This is a genomic window from Mycolicibacterium vulneris, from assembly GCF_002104765.1.
Lineage (GTDB): Bacteria > Actinomycetota > Actinomycetes > Mycobacteriales > Mycobacteriaceae > Mycobacterium > Mycobacterium vulneris.
Map to the genome: position 1 here is coordinate 68,701 of NZ_NCXM01000029.1, position 22,110 is coordinate 90,810.

Genomic DNA, 22,110 nt, shown 5'->3' on the forward strand with positions numbered 1-22,110 from the left:
GCGAACCCAATCCAGCTCCCTCGGGATGTCGCGAGGATCGGCATCGAGCCGTCCAGCCTCGGCAATGGTAGGAAAGGTGGTTGTGACCATTCAGAGCGGGGCGACCGAGGTGCCAACCAACCCGAGCGACGACGTGGTCGAGGTTGTCAGCAAGTTGATCCGGTTCGACACCACCAACACCGGCGAACCGGAGACGACGAAGGGCGAGGCCGACTGCGCGCAGTGGATCGCCGAGCAGCTGGCCGAGGTCGGCTACGCGCCGCAGTATGTCGAGTCCGGCGCGCCGGGCCGCGGGAACGTGTTCGTCCGCCTGGCGGGCGCCGACAGGTCGCGTGGTGCGCTGCTGATCCACGGGCATCTCGACGTGGTGCCGGCCGAGCCGACCGAGTGGAGCGTGCACCCGTTCTCCGGCGCGATCAAAGACGGCTTCGTCTGGGGCCGCGGCGCGGTCGACATGAAGGACATGGTCGGCATGATGATCGTGGTGGCCCGCCAGTTGAAGCGCGCGGGCATCGTGCCGCCGCGCGACCTGGTCTTCGCATTCATCGCCGACGAAGAACACGGCGGAACCTTCGGAGCCCAGTGGCTGGTCGATCACCGGCCGGAGCTCTTCACCGGCGTCACCGAGGCGATCGGTGAGGTGGGCGGCTTCTCGCTGACGGTGCCGCGTAAGGACGGGGGAGAGCGTCGGCTCTACCTGATCGAGACGGCCGAGAAGGGACTGTCCTGGATGAAGCTCACCGCCCGGGGCCCGGCCGGACACGGATCGATGGTGCACGACCAGAACGCCGTCACCACCGTCGCCGAGGCCGTCGGCCGCCTGGGCCGGCATCAGTTTCCGCTCGTGCTGACCGACACGGTCGCGCAGTTCCTCGCCGCCGTCAGCGAGGAGACCGGGTTGACCTTCGACACCGAATCGGGCGACCTGCGCGGGGTGATCGAAAAGCTGGGCCCGATGGCCCGCATGCTCAAGGCGGTGCTGCACGACACCGCGAATCCCACCATGCTCAAGGCCGGATACAAGGCCAACGTCGTGCCGGCCACCGCCGAGGCGGTGGTGGACTGCCGGATCCTGCCGGGGCGCAAGGAGGCGTTCGAGGCCGAGATCGACGAGTTGCTGGGGCCGGACGTGACGCGCGAGTGGATCAAGGACTTCTCGTCGTATGAGACGAGCTTCGACGGCGACCTGGTCGATGCCATGAACGAGGCGGTGCTGGCGCACGACCCGGGGGCCCGTACTGTGCCCTATATGCTTTCTGGTGGTACCGACGCGAAGTCGTTCGCGCGCTTGGGTATTCGCTGTTTCGGGTTCAGCCCGCTGCGGTTGCCGCCGGATCTGGATTTCACCGCGCTGTTCCACGGTGTCGATGAGCGGGTACCCATCGATGCGCTGCGGTTCGGCACCGACGTGCTGGCCCACTTCCTGACCCACTGCTAGATCACCAAGCCGATCACACGAGAGGACCGCCATGAGCACTGCTCCTGACCCGTACGCATCGTTGCCGAAGCTGCCGTCATTCACGCTGACTTCTGAATCGGTTGCGGACGGCCAGCCGTTGGCCAATCCGCAAGTCAGCGGAATCATGGGTGCGGGCGGCGAAGACGTCAGCCCCCAGCTGAGCTGGTCGGGGTTCCCGGACGAGACCCGCAGCTTCGCCGTTACCGTCTACGACCCCGACGCCCCGACTGCCTCCGGGTTCTGGCATTGGGCCGTGGCCAACCTGCCGGCCGACGTCACCGAGTTGCCCGCGGGCGCCGGCGATGGCAGCAACCTGCCCGGGGATGCGCTGACGCTGGTGAACGACGCCGGTCAGCGCCGCTACATCGGGGCCGCGCCGCCGGCGGGTCACGGTGCACACCGGTACTACATCGCCGTGCACGCCGTGGACACCGAGAAGCTGGATCTTCCTGAGGACGCCAGCCCGGCCTTCCTCGGGTTCAACCTTTTCCAGCACGCGATCGCGCGGGCGGTCATCCACGCCACCTACGAACAGAAGTAGGGCCTCGGGCTCGGGAGGGCTTCGGCCCGAGGGAGGGCGTCCCGCCCGAAATCACTTGTGCCACTTTCGTCCCGGTGTTTTCACCGCGGCGAATTTTGTCGGTGGGCGGCAGTAGCATTCGAACATGCGTTCGATTAGCTTCTGGAAGCTTCACGACGATATTGGCGCGCTGCGCGCCGTCGTCTCCGACTTCCAGGGGCACTCGCATAAGGCACTGACGGCTGCCGAGCTGGTCGGAGTGCTGGACGAGCGGTGCACATGACCTTGACCGACCGTGAGGATATCCAGGCCGACGTTGACGCGTTGCGCGCCGTCGTCTCTCGCTTCCGTGAGCATTTTTATGGTGCGTTGACCAATCCGGAGCGGTTGCAGATGCTGGAGATACTCGAGTGCGAGACGCGCCGACTCCAGGCGCCGAGTCATCAACTCATCAATCAGATTGGTGAGCAAGCGGATTCGACCGAGTTGGGCGGCAAGCTGTCCTGGGTGTTGGCCGACCGGCTGCACATCACCCGGGCGGAGGCCGGACGGCGGATCGCCGAGGCGGCCGACCTGGGCCCGCGCCGGGCGCTTTCCGGTGAGCCGTTGGCTCCGGTGCTGCCCGCCACGGCGGCGGCTCAGCGCGACGGCACCATCGGGGCCGACCACGTGACGGTGATCCGGCGGCTGTTCCACCAGCTGCCCGAGTCGGTCGACGTCGAGACCTGCGTGCTCGCCGAAAAGCAGCTCGCGGCCAAGGCCGCCGAATTTCGCCCCGATCAGCTCGCCAAGCTGGCCCGCCGCCTGGTGGACTGCCTCAACCCCGACGGCAGCTACACCGATGCGGACCGGGCGCGAGTGCGTGGGCTGGTGCTCGGCAATCAGCAGGCCGACGGCATGTCACGCCTGAGTGGTTGGCTGACACCCGAGGCGCGCGCCGGCTGGGAGGCGGTGCTGGCCAAGTTGGCCGCCCCCGGCATGTGCAACCCCGACGACGACATGCCGGTCGTGGACGGCGCCCCGTCGGAAGAGGCGGTGCAGCGCGACACCCGCACCCCGGGTCAGCGCAACCACGACGGTCTCAACGCGGCGCTGCGAGCGATGCTGTCCAGCGGAAAGCTGGGTCAGCACAACGGATTACCGGCCAGCATCATCGTGACCGCCACGCTCGCAGAGCTCGAAGCTACCGCTGGGAAGGCTTTGACCGGCGGCGGCACCATCCTGCCCATGTCGGACGTCATCCGCCTGGCCCGTCATGCCCACCATTACCTGGCGATCTTCGACAAGGGCAAGGCGTTGGCGCTGTATCACACCAAGCGCCTCGCGTCGCCCGGTCAGCGAATTGTCTTGTATGCCAAGGACCGTGGGTGTTCGCATCCAGGCTGCGACGTGTCGGGCTATTACTGCGAGGTCCACCACGTCGAAGATTGGGCCAGCACGTACCGCACCGACATCGACCAACTCGCCATGGCGTGCGGACCCCACCACCGGCTTCTCGAGAAGGGTTGGACCACCCGAAAACGCGCCAACGGCGATACCGAATGGATACCGCCGCCGCATCTCGATCGCGGACAACCGCGAACCAACACCTTCCATCACCCGGAGGATCTGTTGTGTGAGGACGAAGACGGTGCGGCCTGAGCTACTCCGGTGTGCGGGCCGCCGAGCCGACGGCATCACAGAGCGAAGCGAAGCCGCCGTCGCGCAGCCGCTGTGCGATGCCCTGGTGAATCTGCTTGGCCCACAAGCCTCCTCCGTAGATGAAGCCCGTATAGCCCTGCAGCAGCGATGCGCCCGCGGTGATCCGCTCCCACGCGTCGTCGGCGGTCTCGATGCCCCCGACGCTGATCAGCACCAGGCGGTCGCCGACACGGCCGTACAGCCTGCGCAGCACCTCGACGGCGCGGCGCGCCACCGGCGGGCCGGAGATGCCACCCGGCCCCAGCTCGTCGACCCCCGGTGTGTGCAGCCCCTGCCGCGACACGGTGGTGTTGGTGGCGACGATGCCGGCCAGCCCCAGTTCGACTGCCAGGTCCGCGATCTCGTCCACGTCGGAATCGGAAAGATCTGGCGCGATCTTCACCAGCACCGGTGTGGACGTCTCGGCGAGCACGGCAGCCAGGATGGGTCGCAGCGACTCCACCGCCTGCAGATCACGCAGCCCGGGCGTGTTCGGCGAGCTGACATTGACCACCAGGTAGGACGCCAGCGGGCCGAGCAGCCGCGCGCTCGCCCGGTAATCGTCGACGGCCTTCTCGGCCGGCGTCGCCTTCGTCTTGCCGATGTTGACCCCGATCGGCACCTCGGGCCGCTGCCGCGAGAGCCGCATCGCCAGCGCGCCCGCACCGAGATTGTTGAAGCCCATCCGGTTCAGCAGCGCCCGGTCCGCCGGCAGCCGGAACATGCGCGGGGCGGGATTGCCGGGCTGCGGATTGGCGGTGACCGTCCCAACCTCGGCGTGCCCGAAGCCCAGCGCGCCCCAGGTGAGCAGGCCGACGCCGTCCTTGTCGAACCCGGCCGCCAGCCCCAGCGGCCCGGGGAAGCGCACCCCGAACACCGTGCTGGCCAGCGCCGGATCCGTCGGGGCCAGCAGCCGGTGCAGCGCCCGCCGCGTCCACCCGACGGCGGTGACACCACGCAGTAAGGCGAACACCAGCGTGTGGATCCGTTCGGGCGGGATCACGAAAAACAGCTGGCGCAGCAGGCCGTACATCCGGTGTCCGTCCTGGCGTGGCTGGGTGGGCTTCACAGTTCCGGCTGGTCGGGCCGTCGCCCCTCGGATCCGGCAGTGTTCGAACGAGATTTCTTGCGGCGCAACAGCACTCGTCTGCTGCCGTCGGTGTAGAGCCGCACCCTGGTCAACTCCCAGCCGCGGTATTCGGCCTCTATCGACAATCGGGTGGACGCGCTGATTCTGGTCACTTCCGGTGGCAGGCGCAACGGCGCCCATTCGTATTCGTCGGACATCTCGGTGTCCCAGCCCGCGGGTAGGCGGCCGCGCCGCGCGGCGGTCAACGCGTACCCGCCGCGTGCTCGATGACCTGAACTCCCGCACCGGAACCCGACACCACGTACAGGGTGTCTGACGCTTCGTCGAAGGCCAGTGAGTTCGGTTGCTGCACGGTCGGGTAACGCACCTTTTCGACGGGAATTCCGGTGGATAGATCGTAACCAATGACGATATTGGAAACGGTCTGCGAAACCCAGGCTAACGCGCGGGAGCCGGCCAGGCCGTACGGCGCCTGCGGAACCGGGTAGGCCTGACGCAGGATCAGCGGGTCCACGCCGTACACCAGTAGCTGGCCGCCGCGGGTATCGGCGACCAGCACCCGGCCCGCCGGATCGGCGGCCATCGTGGTGGCGCCCCGGCCCGCGCGCAGCGCCTGCTGGGCGTGGCCGTCGGCGTCGATCGTCGTCACCGACGTCTGCCCGCGATCCAGCACCACCGTCGTATTGCCTTGTGTGGCAAGCCAATCAACGCGGGCGAAGATCTTGTTGCGGCTGGCGACGGTCGCACTGGTCACGGTGCCCGGCGGCTGGGAGGCGAGGGTGTAGACGGCGCCGTCGGCGCTGCCCAGCACCAACCTGCCGTCGGCACGCTGCGCGACCGCGGTGAATTCGGTCTGGGCGGCGTCGGGGACGGCCACCTGGGTCACTCGGCCAGTGGACAGCTCGACCGCGAGGTACCCACCGCGGGCGGCCAGGTAGGCGGTTCCGCGGCCGTCGTCGGCCAAAGCGGTCGCCGGTCCCGGCAGCTCGACGACCCGCGGCGAGGTCTGCGGGTCGCCGAACACGGTGACGCTGGCGGGTGCGGCCGGGTCGTTGCCCGGCGTCAGGACCGCCAGCTGATGGGTGCCGCCGTCGAAGACCGCCGCCGCGGCGTGACCGGCCAGCGGCCGCACCGCCCCGGCCGGCTGCTGCGAGGCGGGCGGCGACACGGCGGCGTGCGCCGGTTCGATCGTGCGGGGCGCCGTGTCGAGCGGATTCGATGAACATCCGGCTACCGCGCTCAGCAAAACCGCGAGTCCCAATAGACGGCCTTGAGCTGCCATCTTGTGACGAAAATGCCGTGACAGCAATTCTCTTCCCTCGTGGTTCGGCGCATCCCGGGCTGGTGGAACACAAATTCTAAGGAACGCCTCCGCAGCCAAGTGGGCCATGCTGCATGCAACCCTCTTTACCGGCGAGGTATGGTCGGCTCATGGCCGTCACCGCTGACCGTCATTTGGCGCAGAATGAGTTCGCTGTCGAGGACATGTCGACAGGCATTTCCGCTAGCGGATACGGACAAGTCGGTGATGGGCGGAGTTTTTCGTTCCACATCGAGAACCGATCCCTTGTCGTCGAGGTTTACCGGCCGCGCCTGGCCGGGCCCGTCCCGCAGGCCGACGAGGTGGTCGCCAGGGCAGTCCGCAGCCTGGTCGACATCGACCTCACCGACGAGCGCAGCCTGAGCGCCGCTGTGCGCGATTCCGTGGCGCACGCCGAGCCGGTTTCGCGCTAGGCCTGCCCGGACCCGTTCACCGGGTACCGTCGTGGTCGATATGACCGTCATCCTATTACGGCACGGCCGCTCGAGTTCGAACACGGCTGGCGTACTCGCCGGTCGCTCGGAGGGCGTCGACCTCGATGACAAGGGCCGTGAACAGGCGGAGGGCCTGATCGATCGGATCGGTGATCTGCCGATTCGGGAGCTGGTCAGTTCGCCGCTGCTGCGCTGCCGTCGCACCCTCGACCCGTTGGCCGACGCGCTGTGCCTGACGCCGCTCGTCGACGATCGGCTCGCCGAGGTGGACTACGGCGAGTGGACCGGCCGCAAGCTCGGCGATTTGGTCAGCGAGCCGCTGTGGAAGGTCGTTCAGGCGCATCCCAGCGCGGCGGTGTTCCCCGGCGGCGAAGGCCTGGCCCAGGTGCAGGCGCGGGCTGTGTTCGCCGTGCGCGAGCACGACCGCCGGCTGGCCGCCGAGCACGGCGGCGATGTGCTGTGGGTCGCTTGCACTCACGGCGATGTCATCAAGGCGGTCATCGCCGACGGCTACGGCATCCACCTGGACGGGTTCCAGCGGGTCACTGCCGATCCGGCGTCGGTGAGTGTGATCCGCTACACCGAGCTGCGCCCGTTTGTGTTGCACGTCAACCACACCGGCGCGCGGCTGTCCGCCGCCCTGCGGGCCGGACCCCCGGCGAAGGAAGACGCGAAGCCGGAAACCGACCCCAAGTCCAACGGAGAGCCGCAGGAATCGGCCGCCGCGGTGCCGTCCAGCGACGCGGTGGTCGGCGGTTCCACGGATTAATTCGGCGGCTACCTCCATCGGATCGCACGGCGGTGGCAACAGCCGGTATTTTGGGAAGTGCCATGGCCCGCGCAATTCATGTCTTCCGCACACCCGACCGCTTCGTGGCCGGGACCGTCGGCCAGCCCGGAAATCGCACGTTCTACATCCAGGCTGTGCACGACGCCCGAGTGGTGTCGGTGATTTTGGAGAAGCAGCAGGTGGCGGTGCTCTCCGAACGCATCGGTGCGCTGCTGCTCGAGGTGAACCGGAGGTTCGGCACCCCCGTCCCGCCGGAGCCCGCCGAGATCGAGGACCTCGATCCGTTGGTCACTCCCGTGGACGCCGAGTTCCGCGTCGGAACGATGGGCCTGGGTTGGGATTCGGAGGCACAGACGGTGGTGGTCGAGCTGCTGGCGGTCACCGACGCCGAGTTCGACGCGTCGGTGGTGCTCGACGACACCGAAGAGGGTCCCGACGCGGTGCGGGTGTTCCTGACGCCGGAGTCGGCGCGTCAATTCGCCACCCGCTCCAATCGCGTCATCTCCGCGGGACGTCCGCCGTGTCCGCTGTGCGACGAACCGCTGGACCCGGAGGGCCATATCTGCGCACGCGCCAACGGATATCGGCGCAGTGCGCTGCTCGGGCCTGAAGATGACCCCGAGGTCTGACGACCGTGAGGTGTTGCGTGACGGCGAGCTGACGGTCATCGGACGGATCCGCTCGGCCAGCAACGGCACCTTCCTCTGCGAATCGACGCTCGGCGAGTCCAGCGTGCACTGCGTCTACAAGCCGGTCGCCGGGGAGGCGCCGCTGTGGGATTTCCCGGACGGCACGCTTGCCGGCCGCGAGCGGGCCGCGTATCTGGTCTCCGCGAAGTTGGGCTGGAACATCGTGCCCTACACGATCATTCGGCACGGGCCGGCAGGCCCGGGCATGCTGCAGCGGTGGGTGCAGCAACCCGGCGACGCGGTCGATAGCGAGCCGCGTCCGGGGCCGGATCTGGTCGACCTGTTTCCCGCCGGCACCAGGCAGCCGGGCTACCTGCCGGTGCTGCGTGCCCTTGACTACGCCGGCGACGAGGTGGTCCTGATGCACGCCGACGACATTCGCCTGTGGCGGATGGCGGTGTTCGACGTGCTGGTCAACAACGCCGACCGCAAGGGCGGCCACGTGCTGCGCGACCTCGACGGCCACATCTTCGGGGTCGACCACGGCGTGTGCCTGCACGTCGAGGACAAGCTGCGCACGGTGCTGTGGGGATGGGCCGGCAAGCCGATCGACGATCACACGTGCAAGGCCGTCGCCGGCCTGGTCGACGCGCTCGACGATCAGTTCGGCGACGAGCTGGCCGAGCAGATCACCCGGGCGGAGGTCGCCGCGCTACGTCGGCGTGCGCGCACGCTGCTGGACAACCCGGTGATGCCCGGACCCAACCGGCATCGCCCCATCCCGTGGCCGGCTTTCTAGCGGTGATCGCAAGCGCGGCGCGGCCATCGGTGAAGGCCGCGGTACGCCGTCGGCGATACTGATGCGGTGAGCCCCGCCGCCGACGAGATAACCGATGCTGCCCTGGCCGCCGATCTCGCCGCCGATGCGGGGGAGTTGCTGCTGAAGGTCCGCGACGAAGTCGGCTTCGGGTATCCCTGGGCGCTGGGCGACGCTGGCGACAGCCTGGCGAACGCGCTGATCCTGCGACGCCTGCACGAGGAACGGCCCGACGACGCGGTGCTCAGCGAGGAGGCGTACGACGACCTGTCCCGCCTCAAACACGACCGCGTGTGGATCATCGACCCGCTGGACGGCACCCGCGAATTCTCCACGCCCGGCCGCGACGACTGGGCGGTGCACATCGCGCTGTGGCAGCGTCCCACCGGCGACTCCAGCAACGGCCAGCGCGAAATCACCGACGCCGCGGTGTCGTTGCCGGCCCGCGGCAACATCGTCTACCGCAGCGACACCGTGACCGCCGACGCCGCGCGCGTCGGCGTCACCGACACCATCCGCATCGCCGTCAGCGCGACCCGTCCTCCCGCGGTGCTGCACCGGATGCGGCAGACGCTGCCCATCCAGCCCGTCGCGATCGGCTCGGCAGGCGCGAAGGCGATGGCCATCATCGACGGGCACGTCGACGCCTACGTGCACGCGGGCGGCCAGTGGGAGTGGGATTCGGCGGCCCCGGCCGGCGTGGTGATGGCCGCCGGGATGCATGCGTCGCGGCTCGACGGATCGCCGATGCGCTACAACCAACTCGACCCGTATCTGCCCGACTTCGTGATGTGCCGCGCCGAGCTGGCGCCGATCCTGCTGAGCGCCATCCGCGGCGGGTAACGCCGGACGGCCATTACCGCCCCAGCCGGCGCCGCCAGTCTTTCGCCGAGAGCACCCGGACCATGTTTTCGACGAGGCTGCCCTTCTTGCGGCTGTAGGGGTACCAGAGCAGCTCTTTTTTCATCGCGACCCGGTCGGCGACGATCGCCTTCTGGCGGCAGTATTTGCGAATGCCGTCGGCGCCACCGGAGCGGGAACCGATTCCCGATTCCTTCCAGCCCGCCATCGGGAGCCCGTACTGCAGCAGGCTGGCGATGACGTTGTTGATGTTGACGCTGCCCGTATTCATCTGCCGCGCAACGGACATCGCCTTGTCCTTATCGCGCGTCCACACGCTGCCGGACAGCCCCAGGTTGGAGTCATTGGCCCGCTCGACGGCCTCGGCGACGTCGCGCACCTTCATGACCGGCAGCGTCGGGCCGAAGGTCTCCTCACGCATGCAATCCATCTCGTGGTTCACGTCCACCAGCACCGTCGGCTCATAGAACAGGCCACCGTCGTCACCCGCCTTCCCACCGACGAGCACTTTCGCACCCTTACTCACGGCGTCGTCGACGTGGCGGGACACGATCGCGAGTTGCTGCGCGGTGGTCATCGACCCGACCTCGCAGGAGTAGTCGTGCGCGGAGTCCATCCCGTTGCGCAGCGCAGATGTCTTGGCCACCAACTTGTTTACGAACTCGTCGTAGACCGGCTCCTCGACATAGAGTCGCTCCACCGAGATGCACACCTGCCCGGTGTAAACGAAGCCACCCCATACCGCGCCGTCGACGGCGCGGTCGATGTCGGCATCTGCGCACACGATCATCGCGTCCTTGCCGCCAAGCTCCAGGCTGCAGGGGATCAGCCGCTCCGCGGCCGCGACGGCGATGCGGCGTCCGGTGTTCACCGAACCGGTGAACATCACGTAGTCGACCGTATTAACCAGTGCCGCACCGGTTTCGCCGTAACCGAACACCGCGTCCAGCACGTCCGGCGCGCCGATCTGCTTCCAGCCCTCGACCGCCACCCGCCACGCCAGCGGGGTGAACTCCGAGGGCTTGGACAGCACGGCGCAGCCGGCCATCAACGCCGCGGGAATGTCGAGCAGCGGCACCGACAGTGGCCCGTTCCACGGTGTGATCACCCCGACGAGGGGATAGGGCTGGTAGACCAGGGTCAGCTTCTTGCCCGCGTTCGCGGCGCCGTAGGGGCGCACCGTCTGGTCGGCGAGGAATTCGGCGGCGTTGTCGATCCAGTAGTTGATGATCTGCAACGCGGCGATCTCCACGCCGGTGTCGCCCCAGGACTTTCCCGTCTCGAGTTGCAGTGGCGTCAGCAGGTCGTCGCGGTGGTCGAGCATCCAGTCGCGCCACTTGCCCAGCCACCGCGCGCGGCCGTCCATTCTCATTTGCTGCCATAACGGCTGGGCCCTGCGCAGCCGGGCGGCCACGGCCTCGACTTCGGCGGCCGTCGAGATGGGGACGCTGCCGACGACTTGTGTCGTTGCGGGGCATCTGACCACGACTTCTTGCTGCGCGGCCGCGCCCGCGGTGTCTGGTCGGTCAGTTGTGCCAGTCGACATGGCAACCACCTCGCTCGTCGACGTGGAGCGAATTTGCCCGATACCGGATTCAGCAAACCACAAATCGCGCCGCGGCGATATAGCTCGCGACGGGTATGGCGGCGGGTGATTCAGACCCGCATCGCCGGCGCGCCTAGGCTGATTGCCATGCAGTCGTGGTCTTCCCCACAGGTCCCCGTGTTGTCGGGACGCGGTCCGGAGCTTCGGCTGTATGACACGTCTGACCGGCAGGTGCGTCCCGTGGCGGCCGGCTCGGCCGCCACGATGTATGTCTGCGGCATCACGCCGTACGACGCCACCCATCTGGGCCACGCGGCGACATATCTTGCGTTCGATCTGATCTACCGGCAGTGGCTGGATCTCGGCCACGACGTCCACTACGTCCAGAACGTCACCGACGTCGACGATCCGCTGCTGGAGCGCGCCGAGCGCGACGGCATCAACTGGCGCGACCTGGCCGAGCGTGAGGTGTCGCTGTACCGCGAAGACATGGCGGCGCTGCGCATCCTGGCGCCCCGCGAATACGTCGGGGCGACCGAGGCGGTCGCCGAGGTCGTCGAACTCGTCGAGAAGATGCTGGCCTCCGGCGCGGCGTACCTCGTCGACGGCGAATACCCGGACATCTACTACCGCGCCGACGCGACTCCGCAGTTCGGCTACGAATCCGGCTACGACCGCGACACCATGCTGCGACTGTTCGCCGAGCGCGGGGGTGACCCGCAACGGCCCGGCAAGACCGACCAACTTGATGCCCTGCTCTGGCGGGCCGCACGGCCGGGGGAGCCCAGCTGGCCCTCACCGTTCGGCCCCGGCCGGCCGGGCTGGCACGTCGAGTGCGCGGCAATCGCGCTCAGCCGCATAGGCAGCGGCCTGGACATCCAGGGTGGCGGCAGCGACCTGATCTTCCCGCACCACGAATTCACCGCCGCGCATGCCGAATGCGTGCGCGGCGTGCGGAGATTCGCGCGCCACTACGTGCACGCCGGGATGATCGGCTGGGACGGGCACAAGATGTCCAAGAGCCGCGGCAACCTGGTGCTGGTGTCGCAGCTGCGCGCCCGGGGTGTCGAGCCGTCGGCGATCCGGCTGGGGCTGCTGGCCGGGCACTACCGCGGCGACCGGTACTGGAGCGATCAGGTGCTCGACGAGGCCATCACCCGGCTGCAGCGCTGGCGCAGCGCGGCCGCGTTGCCGGCCGGTCCCGACGCCGCGGACGTCATCGCGCGGGTGCGGCAATACCTGGCCGATGACCTGAATACTCCCAAAGCCCTTGCCGCGCTTGATGGCTGGACCACCGATGCGCTGGAATACGGCGGCCATGACGCGGAGGCGCCCAAGCTGGTGGCGGCCGCCGTCGATGCGCTACTGGGCGTGGCCCTCTAGCCGACGCGGCGGTATGCCCTCGTTCAGGCCGGAAGAGCCGTTCCCGCGCCGGGTTCATCCGGGATGACCTGTGAGGTGGCCGTCAGCGCGGGCGTCCACCATTTCGCCAGTGTCAACAGGTCGACGGCTTCCTCGTAGAGGTTTGTTGAACGGGAGCGCACGGCCAGCGCCCTGTCGGGTGTCTCGGGTCGATGTCCGGCAGTCTTGGCCTTGGCGGCGTGCGCCAGCTCGAAAGCGGTTGTCGCGGAGTCCCGTTCGTCGGCCGGCACAGAGTTTTCCTGGAGGAATCGGGCCAGCTGGTCCGGAGCCGTACTACGCACATAGTGGCGCAGCTGCAGGATCGCGTCGCGGATTTCGATGACGGTTTGATGCAGCTGGAGAGTGGTCTTCTGATACCGCCGGTGGTCATGCTCGATACTGAAACTGCTTTCCGGCACCGCGGCTGTGATGCTGAGCCGCAGTGGCTGCAAACTCTTCCAGGTCCGGCTGATGCGGTCCAACCCAAAAAACGAATGCAGCCTGACGACGAGCGGCACCGCGCCGAAGAGGTAGACGATGACGGCCATCCATAGGAATTCCGATCCATGAACCCGGCCCCGGAATTCAACGGTGTGAGTCCAGCCGAGCTGGTCGCTCACCGCCAGCGCCAACGCCTCCATGCACGCTGCCGCCGTCACGACAACCGCAAGGATTCCGGCGGCGGCGAGCAGCGATTCGCGACGCTCGGTGGCTCTTATCAGCTCGGAGCCGAACATCCACAGCAACCGCGTCACCAGGATGACGATCATGGTCAGATACAAGCTCAGCGCCAAGACCGCGTCCCAGCCGCCGGACACCTCGAACGTCTGCCCCGCAACGCGCGCGCGGGTGCCCGCACCCAGGAATGCCACAGACAACGCGACGGCGGCCAAGCGGTAATAGCGGTGACTGCGGAGCGTTTCCTCCGGGGAGATCTTGTTCCACAGCATGGTGAACCCGACGAATTCACCGCACGCTAAAATCATTGCGACGCAAGATAATTGCTGGGCGGTGGTCACGGTCATGAGAGCGCTTTTGGACAACACCGCTTCAACCTTGCGCTCACGCAACAACTGGGCCACCAGCAGCCAAGCCATCACATTGTTGAGGTAAGTCTGGTAGAGGTTGGCCCTGCACCATCGGAAGCGCGCCGCGAGAACGATCAGCATGATCGTGATCACGGGCCACGCGATGATGCCCGGGATAGTGGAGGTCACTGGCGGCGGAAGAAGGCGCTACGCATCATGGAGTTACGTTCGGCGGCCTCAGCGGCGGCGATCAGCAATAGGGAAGCGAACATCTCGGCATCGCGCTCCTGGTCACCGGCGTAGTCGCTGCGTCCCAACACCGCGCGCACCGTGTCGGGATCGAGGTCGGGCAACGCCTGACACACTGCCGCATCGCAGGCGCGGCTGGCGCTGCGACCATGGCCCAGCAGGATATGCCCGATCTCGTGGCCCACGATCTGGTCGATGTGGTAGTCGGTGGTCCCTGTCTCATGCAGGATCACGTCTTCGTTGTCGCAGGCCAGCCAGAGGCCGCACGGGCTGTCTGCCAGCGCGGCCGTATCCGCCGGGACGAGCCGGATGGCCCGACCGCGCATTTGGCCCAAGTTCTCGATGAAAACGTTCCGGTCCCAGGGGACCGGAATCGGGAGCGTGCGCGTCAGCGCAAGAATGTCAGCGTTTGATGCCGGCATCGAGCTGGTCATTTTGCCGGGAGGAGATAGGGGGTAATCGTTCAAGTTCACGAAGGTGGTCGACGATCGCCGCCAGGCTGTTGAGAGCCTGGGGAGTCAAGCCGGATGCACGGGCCGCCAGATCGCGCACGCCGTTGTCACGCAACGCCTGCAAAAGATTCAATTGTGCGTCGATCGCCGGGTCGGTGCCACGATCTATCAGATAGGACGGCGGCACGCCGAAATAGTCGGCGATCGCCCGTAAATGGGCGACGGTCGGGTTTGTTTTGAGGCCGCTTCTGAGTTGCCACAGGTAAGCCGGGCTGATCGGGACCCCGGTTTTATCCGTGATTGCCGCCGCGGCTGCGGCGTTGGAAAGCGGGGGCGTGCCCGCCTTGCGCATCAGCTCGAAGAGCTTATTCAGGCGGCTTGCCAGCCCGCTGCCATCCGGCCCTTTGCCCTGGACGCCGTTGACTCCCAATGCACTCTCATTTCATGCGAACGCCAGCTGTGTGTACCCATGTTACAGGCTCGGTCATGACGACCGACCCCCGATTCGCCGCGCTGAGACTTTTAAGGTGCACGACTGTGACCTCGGGATCTGCGGCTGGTGAAGCGCTTCACCGCGTTTATCCACAGGGGTCACCGTTCGGTTTTACATTTTCATCAACGTACGGTTGAATGCGTGACGTGTACTGCCGTGTACAGTTCGCCACCGGGTTGCCGCACCGAGAGTCGGCGATCGACGCGCTCGTTGCCGAGTACGAAGGCCCGGTTTTGCTGGCGAGCGGCATGCGGCGGATGCGATCGCACGGGATCGACCTTCGTTCTGGGACCCCGATGCTCCTGGCGTTTGACATTGCGCGCGGCCCCGTGTTTCGCGCCGGCGAAGCAACGCACGGCGAGTTGAACCAGCATGGCAGGAGGTCGTGACGAAGTGCAGCAAAGTCGAACCGGGGTCTGAAGGCCAGCACGAGCCACTCCCCGCGTTGTGTACACGGCGCCCGCCTCAGGTACCGAGGCGCCACTAAAGGCTGAACTCCCTGAGCTGGCCGACACCGTCGACGCTGTTAGCCAGTGTTGCAATCCGAGGCTCGAAATGTCTCAGGCGCCGCTTCGACGGGCGGTCTCATCCGAAGTGGTGCGCTGTGTCTATTGTTTGCTGTGCACTTCTCCCAAAGGCTGGTGTGAATCTATGAAACACCTGTATAACCTATGCAACAATTTACACGAGTGTCGAATCTCGGTGGCGAAAGAGCCTTTGCTGTCACGCCAATATGGGGGTATATTTCTGGCAAATACTGGGCTGCAGAAGGAGTTGAGTCCGGTGCGTACTAAGAGCGAGTTGGCGCGGCCGCCGGTGGGCAGGCTGCTGCGTCGGCCGCTCGGACGCGACCGCAATCGGCCAGAAGCTCGTTGCTGGGTTGCCGTCGCTGGGGCTTGTCGTGGGCCCGTTCGGGATTCAAAACGCCGCCCACTGGGCACGCGCCTGGCTTTGCGAAACGCCTTGGCGCCCAAGCCCCCCCAGCAAGCCTAGGGCTCGCGGTGTCGGGGGAAGTCGGGTCGGCGTGGCCTATCGTGGGCCGCGATGTGGAGCTGCGCCGGTCACTGGCGGCGCTGAACAACTCGGAGTGCCACGGCGTGGCGTTGGTCGGCGACAGTGGGGTGGGCAAGTCCACCCTGGCCCGCATGCTGGCCAAGACGGTTGAGTCGGCAGGGCGCACAGTGCGATTCGCGCTGGGCACTCAAACGGGTTGCGCTCTGCCGCTGGGCGCGTTTTCCCGCGCGGTGAGCCTTCAGGTGGCGCACGAACCGGCGGTCATGCTGGCGGCTGCGCATGACACCTTGAGCAAGGACAAGAACCTGGTCGTGGTGGTGGACGACGCGCAGTTGCTCGATCCGCTGTCGGCCACATTGATCAATCAGCTCGCGGCCAGTCGCAGTGCGCGGTTGATCGTGACGATCCGATCGCGTGAGCCGGTGCTGGATGCGGTGACTGCGTTGTTGAAAGAACGCCTGTTGCTGACCGTCCACGTGGAACCGTTCGGCCGCGAGCAGACGGGTCTCTTGGCCGGCGCTGTCCTGGGCGGTCCGGTCGCCTCTGGTTTGGTTGATGAGTTGTTCGAGCGCAGTGTGGGAAACCCGTTGCTGCTGCGTGGTTTTCTTACCGCGGGCCGGGAAAGTGGAGCATTGGTCCGTACGGAGGAAGGCTGGCAACTGCGGGGCCCGCTGCGCGCGGATCGCGAACTCCACGATGTTCTGGGGTTTCGGCTGCAATCGCTGAGCCCAGAGGAGTTGGAGGTGGTGGAGATCTTGGCCACCGCCGAGGGGCTGAAGTGGGAGATCCTGCGCGACGTCTGCGATGCAGAGGCCATCGCAACTCTGGAGCGCCGGGGCCTGATCCAGTTGGTTGCCGACGGATCCCACGCCGTGGCGCAGTTGAATCACCCCATGCTCGGTGAAGCCGCGACCCGGCACGCTGGAATGGTGCGCGCCCGGCAACTCAACGGCAAATTGGCGCGAGCTCTACAGAAACATGAGCGGGCAGGGGACCGGCCGAAGCAGCCCGGCCTGCGGGGTCGGATCCGGTTGGCGCAGTTCATGATCCACAGCGACTTGGAGCCCGACCTCGATGTGGTCATCGAAGCGGCGCAGCACGCGCTGGCGATGTCGAATGTGGTGCTGGGTGAGGAACTCGCGAGGTTTGCGGTCGATCGCGGTGGGGGGCTGCCGGCCGCGTTGGTGCTTGCCGAGGCGGTGAGTTGGCAGGGCCGCGGCGACGAGGCGGACGAGGTGCTGGTCGACGCCGAACCCGACGATGGCGACGACTTTATGATCGCGCGATGGGGCTGCCTGCGCGCCGCCAACTTCTTCTGGGGCTGCGGGGACGTCGAAGCCGCCACTCGGGAACTCGATGACGTGAAGAAGCGCGTCTCGTCCGAGGCCGGCGTGAGCCTGATCAATGCGTTGGAGCTGTCCATTGGCTACTTCCATGGGGACGTCGAAACGACGATCGAGGTCGGGCCGGGCCTGTGCGAGTCCGATGAAGTGCCGGTGGCCACCGTCTGGGCCGTTTTCCCGACCTGCGCCGCCTTGGCGGCGGCCGGCCGTTTTTCCGAAGTCGGCCGCATAGCGGACGTCGGGGTGCGTGCGGCTGCACTGTGCGGCTTGGGGCCGCATCGATTCAACATCGGGATGACCGAGATCATGGCCGCGACGGCGGCAGGAGATGATTCCGCGGCCGAGCGAATCTACAAGCGTTACGCCGCGATGACTGACGGTCTTCCCTCGGCGGAGGCCATGGTTGACGCGATGCTGGGGCTCATTCGACTGAGCCGCGGAGAGCTGACCGCTGCGTGCGCTCTGTTCAACAGTGCAATCGCTGTGTTCTCGAAGGGTTTTGCGTCGCCTTGGTCCGTTGTCGTGGGCGCCTGGCAAGCCCAGGCCGAGGGGGCGCGCGGTGACAGCGCGGCGGCCACTGCGGCATTGCGACGCGCGGACAAAGCCTATGGACCGCATGTTGCGGTGTTTGTGCCAGAACTCGAGCTTGCGCGCGCCTGGGAGCGGGCAGCGGCCGACGACGCGAAGGCCGCCCAGACGCACGCCTTGCAAGCGGCGGAGATCGCGCGCGCCGCGGGAACGCACGTGATGGAGATGCGGGCACGCCATGCGGCGGTCCGCTTCGGCGATCGTTCTCAGGCCGCGAGGCTGGAAAAGCTTGCCCGTATTTTGGACACGGCGCTGGCCGCGGCAGCCGCTGATCATGCTCGCGGTTTGGCGCAACGCGACGGCGATCTGCTCGATGCCACGGCGCGTTCATTCGCCGATCTCGGCGCCCTGGCATGTGCCGCCGACACAGCGGCGCAGGCGGCCGGCGAACATGCCCGCCGGGGGGACCGCGGTAAGAGATACGAGTCGTCGGCCTGGGCACACGCTTTGGCCAGGCGTTGCGAGTTGCGGACGCCGGCGCTCGAGGCTGCGATATGCCCGCTTCCCTTCAGCGATCGTGAGCGCCAGATCGTGAGTTTGGTCGCGGCCGGTTTGTCGAACCGTGACATCGCCGAGCGGTTGGTCATTTCGGTACGCACGGTGGAGGGGCACCTCTATCGCCTTTTCACCAAGCTCGGCGTCAACAGTCGCGAACAGCTTGCCTTGCTAACAACCCGAGAGCCCTTCGCGGAGAAAGACTTCTCACGCCGCAGCAGTCGGCCGCTTGGTCGCGGGGACGATGTTCACCCTTACGCAGGCTAAGTTTGCATAGGTAACGTAGAGTTTTAGGGGCCGCTACTCTATCTCGGCGCGCACACCACTCGACTTCCCTAAAGATTCCGGCGATGGCCGCTCGAGCGGCCATACGCTCCGGCCCATGATAGGTAGTCGGAAGCACACGATCGCGACGGCTGTTCACGAAGTCGACCCGCCCGAACCCGCAGATGCGGTCCCGCCGAGCAAATTTCAAGTAGTCGAGGACGTGATCCCGTCGGCCTGCTCGGGCATGGCCTCGGCTTCCTATGACTTCGGGCTTTATCTGGCAGCGGCGCGTTCCGGCTTTATGTAGCGCCGCGAGCTCGACGGGCCGTCCGGCGTGTGCGAACCGCAGTGGCTCGCGGCATGCGGTGAGCGGTGCAGCAACAGTCGGTTGCCATGTCGGCACCTCGGTGGGAGTGGGAGATACATCATTTGACGCAACGGGTTAATGGGTCGACATGGCCCATCGTGGGACGCGATGTGGAGTTCCGGCGGTCACTCGCGGCGCTCAACAACGGGGACTTCAACGGAGTGGCGTTGGTCGGGGACAGCGGGGTGGGCAAGTCCACCCTGGCCCGCATGCTGGCCAAGACGGTCGAGTCGGCGGGGCGCACGGTGCGATTCGCGCTGGGCACTCAAACGGGTTGCGCTGTGCCGCTGGGCGCATTTTCTCGTGTGGTCAGCCTCGGGGTGGGACACGAACCGGCGATCATGCTGGCGGCCGCGCACAACACTCTGGGCCAAGACAAGAACCTGGTGGTGGTGGTCGATGAGGCGCAGTTGCTCGATCCTTTGTCGGCCACTTTGATCAATCAACTTGCGGCCGGCCGTAGTGCGCGGTTGATCGTGACGATCCGGTCCGGCGATCCGGTCTTGGATGCGGTGACTGCATTGTTGAAAGAGCGCATGTTGCTGACCGTTCACATCGATCCCTTCACCCGCGAGCAGACCGGCCTGTTGGCCGACGCGGTCCTGGGGGGTCCGGTCGAGCCCGGGCTGGTTGACGAGTTGTTTGAACGCAGTGGGGGAAATCTGTTGCTGCTGCGTGGTTTTCTCACGGCGGGCCGGGAAAGCGGGACTTTGGTACACACCGATCACGGCTGGCGTCTTCAGGGCCCGTTGCGCCCGGATCGCGAACTCAACGATGCTTTGGAGTTTCGGCTGCAATCGCTGAGTTCTGAGGAACTGGAGGTGGTGGAGCTCTTGGCCACCGCCGAATTGCTGGAGTTGGAAATCCTGCGTGACATCTGCGACGCGGACGCAATGGCAAACCTGGAGCGCCGTGGTCTGATCCAGTTGGTTGCCGACGGTTCCCACACCGTGGCCCAGTTGAATCACCCCATGCTCGGTGAAGCCGCGGTCCGCCATGCCGGGGTAGTGCGCTCGCGGCAACTCAACGGCATATTGGCGAAAGCTCTTAGACGGCATCTGCGGGCGGTGGGGCGGCGCTCGCAGATCTCGGATCCCCGCGGCCGTATCCAGCTGGCGCAGTTCATGATGCACAGCGACTTGGAAGCCGACCTCGATGTAGCTGTCAAGGCGGCGGAGGATGCATTGGCGATGTCGAATCTTGCCCTGGGTGAGGAGCTGGCGAGGTTTGCGGTCGATCGTGGTGGTGGGCTGCCGGCTGCGTTGGTGCTTGCCGAGTCGGTGAGTTGGCAGGGCCGCGGCGACGAGGCCGAGGCCATCCTTTTGGACGTCGACGTCGATGGCGCCGACGAGTCGTTGATCGCGCGGTGGGGTTGTCTGCGCGCTGCGAACCTGGCATGGGGATGCGGTGACGCCGAAACCGCGATGCGCGTGCTCACAGAGGTGAAACAGCGTCTCATGACCGAGGGCGGTCTCGAGCTGATCAATGCCTTCGAGGTTTCGATCGGATTCTTCCGCGGCGACGTTGAGACGACGATCGAGCTTGGGCCCGGGCTGTGTGAGCCCGGTGTAGTGCCGATGGCGACCGTGTGGGCGGCTGTCGCGACATGCGGTGCCTTGATGGCGGCCGGACGTTTTTCCGAGGTCGGTCGCATAGCCGCTGCCGGCGTGCGCGCGACGACGCTCTGCAGGGCAGGAGCGCAGCGGTTCGCCATCGGACTGGCCGAGGTTATGGTTGCGACCGCCGCCGGTGACTATCCGGCGGCCGACCGAATCCACAGGCGTTACGCCGCACTGGCAACGGGTCTTCCCGCAGCGGAGGCCATGGTTGACGCGATGCTCGGGCTCGTGCAGGTTACCCGCGGAGACCTCTCGATAGCATGCGTCACTCTTGCCCGGTCCATTTCTCAACTGTCCCAAGGCTTTCCGTCGCCCTGGTTGCTGGTGGTGGCGGCGCTGCTGGCCCAGGCGGAGGGGACGCGCGGGGACGGTGCGGCGGCAGCAGCGGCGTTGCAGCATGCGGAGGAAGCATACGGACCACATGTCGCGGTGTTCTTGCCTGAACTGGAACTCGCCCGGGCCTGGGAGCGGGCAGCGGCCGGCGACATGGCGGCCGCCCAGGCACATGCAATGCAAGCGGCGCAGATCGCGCGGACAGCAGGGATGCACGTGGCCGAGATGCGGGCACGCCATGCAGCCGTTCGCTTCGGCGATCGTTCGCAGGCCACGCGAGTGGATGAGCTCGCCCGAACCTTGAACTACGCGTCGGCGCAAGCGGTCGCCGACCACGCCCGCGGTTTGGCACAACACGACGGCGACCTGCTCGATGCCGCGGCCCATCGATTCGCCGATCTCGGCGCACTGGCTTTCGCCGCCGACGCGGCGGCTCAGGCGGCCGGCGAACATGCCCGTCGGGGCGACCGTCGCAAGGAGGTCGAGTCGTCGACGTGGGCGCACGCGTTGGCCAACCAATGCGGGTCACGCACACCGGCGCTCGAGACCGCGGCGCACCCGCTTCCCTTCAGCGGACGTGAACGTCAGATCGTCAATCTGGTCGCGGCAGGGCTGTCCAACCGCGAAATCGCCGACCGGCTGGTCATTTCGGTACGCACGGTGGAGGGCCATCTGTACCGACTTTTCACCAAACTCGGCATCAACAACCGTGACCAACTCATTCATCTGATCAACCGAGATGCGTCGTGAAGCAACGGGTTGTCCGGGCATCGGGCGGAGCTGCCGGTAGGGAGCTGCGCCGCCGGCCCGTCGTCCGCCTACGCCTCTGAGTGCCGCAACCAACTGAAAACCGAAAACCCTCCTGCACAGGGAAATAGCAGGTGGGTTTGTGGCACGCGATCAATGACTAAGCCCGGAATCGTCCAGGGCGCAAGACGACTACATCGGCACGTCATGGCAGACGTTCCGCGCTCGCCCCATGCCGAAGGCTGCGGTTCGGACGAAAACCACTGTTGCACAATGTAACCCGTGCCAAAGGCAAATTTTCCGTTGCGCAATTCCTTGTCACTGACGGACCACCACTCTGTCGTCTTGCGTCTACCACTCTATGTGGCGGTCGTGACTACGTTACTCACTTGATAAGCCTGACAACAGGATTGAAACGCACGACGCTCTGGATCATGCACTTCGTCGAGACCGTTTTCGTGCGCGTGGTCAGTGATGGCGAGTGCACCGGACTGTTCGACCCATGCCAAAGCGAAATTTGGAGGACTGGTGAGTACCAATCCGTTCGACGACGACAACGGCAGCTTT

At 66.5% G+C, this 22,110-nt stretch carries 21 protein-coding genes; 13 read left to right on the plus strand and 8 right to left on the minus strand.

The annotated features are described in order from the left end of the window. Positions 1–64: 64 nt before the first annotated feature. The 4 genes from B8W69_RS23505 to B8W69_RS23515 all read left to right on the plus strand — a co-directional run bounded on the left by B8W69_RS23505 (position 65) and on the right by B8W69_RS23515 (position 3,620). Positions 65–1,438: a M20/M25/M40 family metallo-hydrolase gene (locus B8W69_RS23505; protein ID WP_439330637.1), complete on the plus strand. Its 1,374-nt coding sequence runs from the start codon at positions 65–67 to the stop codon at positions 1,436–1,438. 31 nt (positions 1,439–1,469) lie between these two features. Continuing rightward, positions 1,470–2,000, plus strand: coding sequence for a YbhB/YbcL family Raf kinase inhibitor-like protein (locus tag B8W69_RS23510; RefSeq protein ID WP_085292128.1), 531 nt, complete (start codon positions 1,470–1,472; stop codon positions 1,998–2,000). A gap of 124 nt (positions 2,001–2,124) precedes the next feature. Further along, positions 2,125–2,262: a hypothetical protein gene (locus tag B8W69_RS30740; RefSeq protein ID WP_165762676.1), complete on the plus strand. Its 138-nt coding sequence runs from the start codon at positions 2,125–2,127 to the stop codon at positions 2,260–2,262. Beyond that, positions 2,259–3,620: an HNH endonuclease signature motif containing protein gene (locus B8W69_RS23515; protein ID WP_085292149.1), complete on the plus strand. Its 1,362-nt coding sequence runs from the start codon at positions 2,259–2,261 to the stop codon at positions 3,618–3,620. The genes B8W69_RS30740 and B8W69_RS23515 overlap by 4 nt, the downstream gene beginning before the upstream one ends. A 1-nt stretch (position 3,621) precedes the next feature. Here B8W69_RS23515 and B8W69_RS23520 read toward each other — a convergent pair whose 3' ends face one another. Genes B8W69_RS23520 through B8W69_RS23530 form a run of 3 tightly spaced genes read right to left on the minus strand, consistent with a single transcriptional unit; the run spans position 3,622 to position 6,031 of the window. Beyond that, a complete protein-coding gene (locus B8W69_RS23520; RefSeq protein ID WP_085292129.1) occupies positions 3,622–4,692 on the minus strand; it encodes a quinone-dependent dihydroorotate dehydrogenase in 1,071 nt (356 codons plus the stop codon). Between the two features lie 32 nt (positions 4,693–4,724). Beyond that, a complete protein-coding gene (locus B8W69_RS23525; RefSeq protein ID WP_085292130.1) occupies positions 4,725–4,994 on the minus strand; it encodes a DUF5703 family protein in 270 nt (89 codons plus the stop codon). Then, on the minus strand, positions 4,991–6,031 hold the full coding sequence (locus B8W69_RS23530) for a YncE family protein (RefSeq protein WP_085292131.1): 1,041 nt from the start codon (positions 6,029–6,031) through the stop codon (positions 4,991–4,993). Before B8W69_RS23530 ends, B8W69_RS23525 begins: the two co-directional genes overlap by 4 nt. 149 nt (positions 6,032–6,180) lie before the next feature. Between B8W69_RS23530 and B8W69_RS23535 the strand changes: the two genes are divergently transcribed. From B8W69_RS23535 to B8W69_RS23555, 5 genes are all read left to right on the plus strand, one after another. Beyond that, the gene (locus B8W69_RS23535) at positions 6,181–6,483 is read left to right on the plus strand and encodes a hypothetical protein (RefSeq protein WP_064877523.1); all 303 of its coding nucleotides are present in this window, start codon (positions 6,181–6,183) and stop codon (positions 6,481–6,483) included. 40 nt (positions 6,484–6,523) lie between these two features. Continuing rightward, positions 6,524–7,273 carry a histidine phosphatase family protein gene (locus tag B8W69_RS23540; protein ID WP_085292132.1) on the plus strand — a complete coding sequence of 250 codons (750 nt, stop codon included), beginning with the start codon at positions 6,524–6,526 and terminating at the stop codon, positions 7,271–7,273. A gap of 62 nt (positions 7,274–7,335) precedes the next feature. Then, a complete protein-coding gene (locus B8W69_RS23545; RefSeq protein WP_085292133.1) occupies positions 7,336–7,923 on the plus strand; it encodes an Rv2134c family protein in 588 nt (195 codons plus the stop codon). Further along, on the plus strand, positions 7,907–8,722 hold the full coding sequence (locus B8W69_RS23550) for an Rv2133c family protein (protein ID WP_085292134.1): 816 nt from the start codon (positions 7,907–7,909) through the stop codon (positions 8,720–8,722). The genes B8W69_RS23545 and B8W69_RS23550 overlap by 17 nt, the downstream gene beginning before the upstream one ends. A 66-nt stretch (positions 8,723–8,788) precedes the next feature. Continuing rightward, the gene (locus tag B8W69_RS23555; protein WP_085292135.1) at positions 8,789–9,583 is read left to right on the plus strand and encodes a 3'(2'),5'-bisphosphate nucleotidase CysQ; all 795 of its coding nucleotides are present in this window, start codon (positions 8,789–8,791) and stop codon (positions 9,581–9,583) included. Positions 9,584–9,596: 13 nt separating this feature from the next. Here the strand turns inward: B8W69_RS23555 and B8W69_RS23560 are convergent, their stop codons facing one another. Next, entirely contained in the window at positions 9,597–11,147 is a 1,551-nt protein-coding gene (locus tag B8W69_RS23560) for an aldehyde dehydrogenase family protein (protein ID WP_085292136.1), read from the minus strand. 147 nt (positions 11,148–11,294) lie between these two features. On the opposite strand from B8W69_RS23560, the gene mshC reads away from it, so the two are divergent. Further along, positions 11,295–12,530, plus strand: coding sequence for a cysteine--1-D-myo-inosityl 2-amino-2-deoxy-alpha-D-glucopyranoside ligase (gene mshC / locus B8W69_RS23565; protein ID WP_085292137.1), 1,236 nt, complete (start codon positions 11,295–11,297; stop codon positions 12,528–12,530). 23 nt (positions 12,531–12,553) lie between these two features. Here mshC and B8W69_RS23570 read toward each other — a convergent pair whose 3' ends face one another. From B8W69_RS23570 to B8W69_RS23580, 3 genes are read right to left on the minus strand one after another with little or no spacing between them, the layout of a single operon-like run. Then, entirely contained in the window at positions 12,554–13,765 is a 1,212-nt protein-coding gene (locus B8W69_RS23570; protein WP_085292138.1) for a DUF6545 domain-containing protein, read from the minus strand. Then, entirely contained in the window at positions 13,762–14,247 is a 486-nt protein-coding gene (locus B8W69_RS23575) for an ImmA/IrrE family metallo-endopeptidase (RefSeq protein WP_085292150.1), read from the minus strand. The genes B8W69_RS23570 and B8W69_RS23575 overlap by 4 nt, the downstream gene beginning before the upstream one ends. Next, positions 14,228–14,629, minus strand: coding sequence for a helix-turn-helix domain-containing protein (locus tag B8W69_RS23580; RefSeq protein WP_245843350.1), 402 nt, complete (start codon positions 14,627–14,629; stop codon positions 14,228–14,230). Before B8W69_RS23580 ends, B8W69_RS23575 begins: the two co-directional genes overlap by 20 nt. Before the next feature lie 278 nt (positions 14,630–14,907). Between B8W69_RS23580 and B8W69_RS23585 the strand changes: the two genes are divergently transcribed. The 3 genes from B8W69_RS23585 (at position 14,908) to B8W69_RS23595 (ending at position 21,546) form a co-directional block, all read left to right on the plus strand. Continuing rightward, positions 14,908–15,159, plus strand: a complete 252-nt coding sequence (locus B8W69_RS23585; protein WP_085292140.1) for a hypothetical protein — start codon at positions 14,908–14,910, stop codon at positions 15,157–15,159. 645 nt (positions 15,160–15,804) lie between these two features. Beyond that, positions 15,805–18,477 carry a helix-turn-helix transcriptional regulator gene (locus B8W69_RS23590; protein WP_181447470.1) on the plus strand — a complete coding sequence of 891 codons (2,673 nt, stop codon included), beginning with the start codon at positions 15,805–15,807 and terminating at the stop codon, positions 18,475–18,477. Between the two features lie 477 nt (positions 18,478–18,954). Further along, positions 18,955–21,546, plus strand: coding sequence for a helix-turn-helix transcriptional regulator (locus tag B8W69_RS23595; protein WP_085292141.1), 2,592 nt, complete (start codon positions 18,955–18,957; stop codon positions 21,544–21,546). 356 nt (positions 21,547–21,902) lie between these two features. On the opposite strand, the gene B8W69_RS31090 is transcribed toward B8W69_RS23595, so the two are convergent. Continuing rightward, positions 21,903–22,110: hypothetical protein (locus B8W69_RS31090; RefSeq protein ID WP_220084569.1), on the minus strand; the 208-nt coding region annotated here is incomplete at its 5' end.

Coding starts and splice junctions, on each gene's coding strand:
- B8W69_RS23560 (WP_085292136.1), bottom strand. CDS start 11,147: ATGTCGACTGGCACAACTGACCGACCAGACACCGCGGGCGCGGCCGCG.
- B8W69_RS23585 (WP_085292140.1), top strand. CDS start 14,908: ATGCGTGACGTGTACTGCCGTGTACAGTTCGCCACCGGGTTGCCGCAC.
- B8W69_RS23515 (WP_085292149.1), top strand. CDS start 2,259: ATGACCTTGACCGACCGTGAGGATATCCAGGCCGACGTTGACGCGTTG.
- B8W69_RS23580 (WP_245843350.1), bottom strand. CDS start 14,629: ATGCGCAAGGCGGGCACGCCCCCGCTTTCCAACGCCGCAGCCGCGGCG.
- B8W69_RS23520 (WP_085292129.1), bottom strand. CDS start 4,692: ATGTACGGCCTGCTGCGCCAGCTGTTTTTCGTGATCCCGCCCGAACGG.
- B8W69_RS23545 (WP_085292133.1), top strand. CDS start 7,336: ATGGCCCGCGCAATTCATGTCTTCCGCACACCCGACCGCTTCGTGGCC.
- B8W69_RS23505 (WP_439330637.1), top strand. CDS start 65: ATGGTAGGAAAGGTGGTTGTGACCATTCAGAGCGGGGCGACCGAGGTG.
- mshC (WP_085292137.1), top strand. CDS start 11,295: ATGCAGTCGTGGTCTTCCCCACAGGTCCCCGTGTTGTCGGGACGCGGT.
- B8W69_RS30740 (WP_165762676.1), top strand. CDS start 2,125: ATGCGTTCGATTAGCTTCTGGAAGCTTCACGACGATATTGGCGCGCTG.
- B8W69_RS23510 (WP_085292128.1), top strand. CDS start 1,470: ATGAGCACTGCTCCTGACCCGTACGCATCGTTGCCGAAGCTGCCGTCA.
- B8W69_RS23540 (WP_085292132.1), top strand. CDS start 6,524: ATGACCGTCATCCTATTACGGCACGGCCGCTCGAGTTCGAACACGGCT.
- B8W69_RS23535 (WP_064877523.1), top strand. CDS start 6,181: ATGGCCGTCACCGCTGACCGTCATTTGGCGCAGAATGAGTTCGCTGTC.
- B8W69_RS23575 (WP_085292150.1), bottom strand. CDS start 14,247: ATGCCGGCATCAAACGCTGACATTCTTGCGCTGACGCGCACGCTCCCG.
- B8W69_RS23530 (WP_085292131.1), bottom strand. CDS start 6,031: ATGGCAGCTCAAGGCCGTCTATTGGGACTCGCGGTTTTGCTGAGCGCG.
- B8W69_RS23550 (WP_085292134.1), top strand. CDS start 7,907: ATGACCCCGAGGTCTGACGACCGTGAGGTGTTGCGTGACGGCGAGCTG.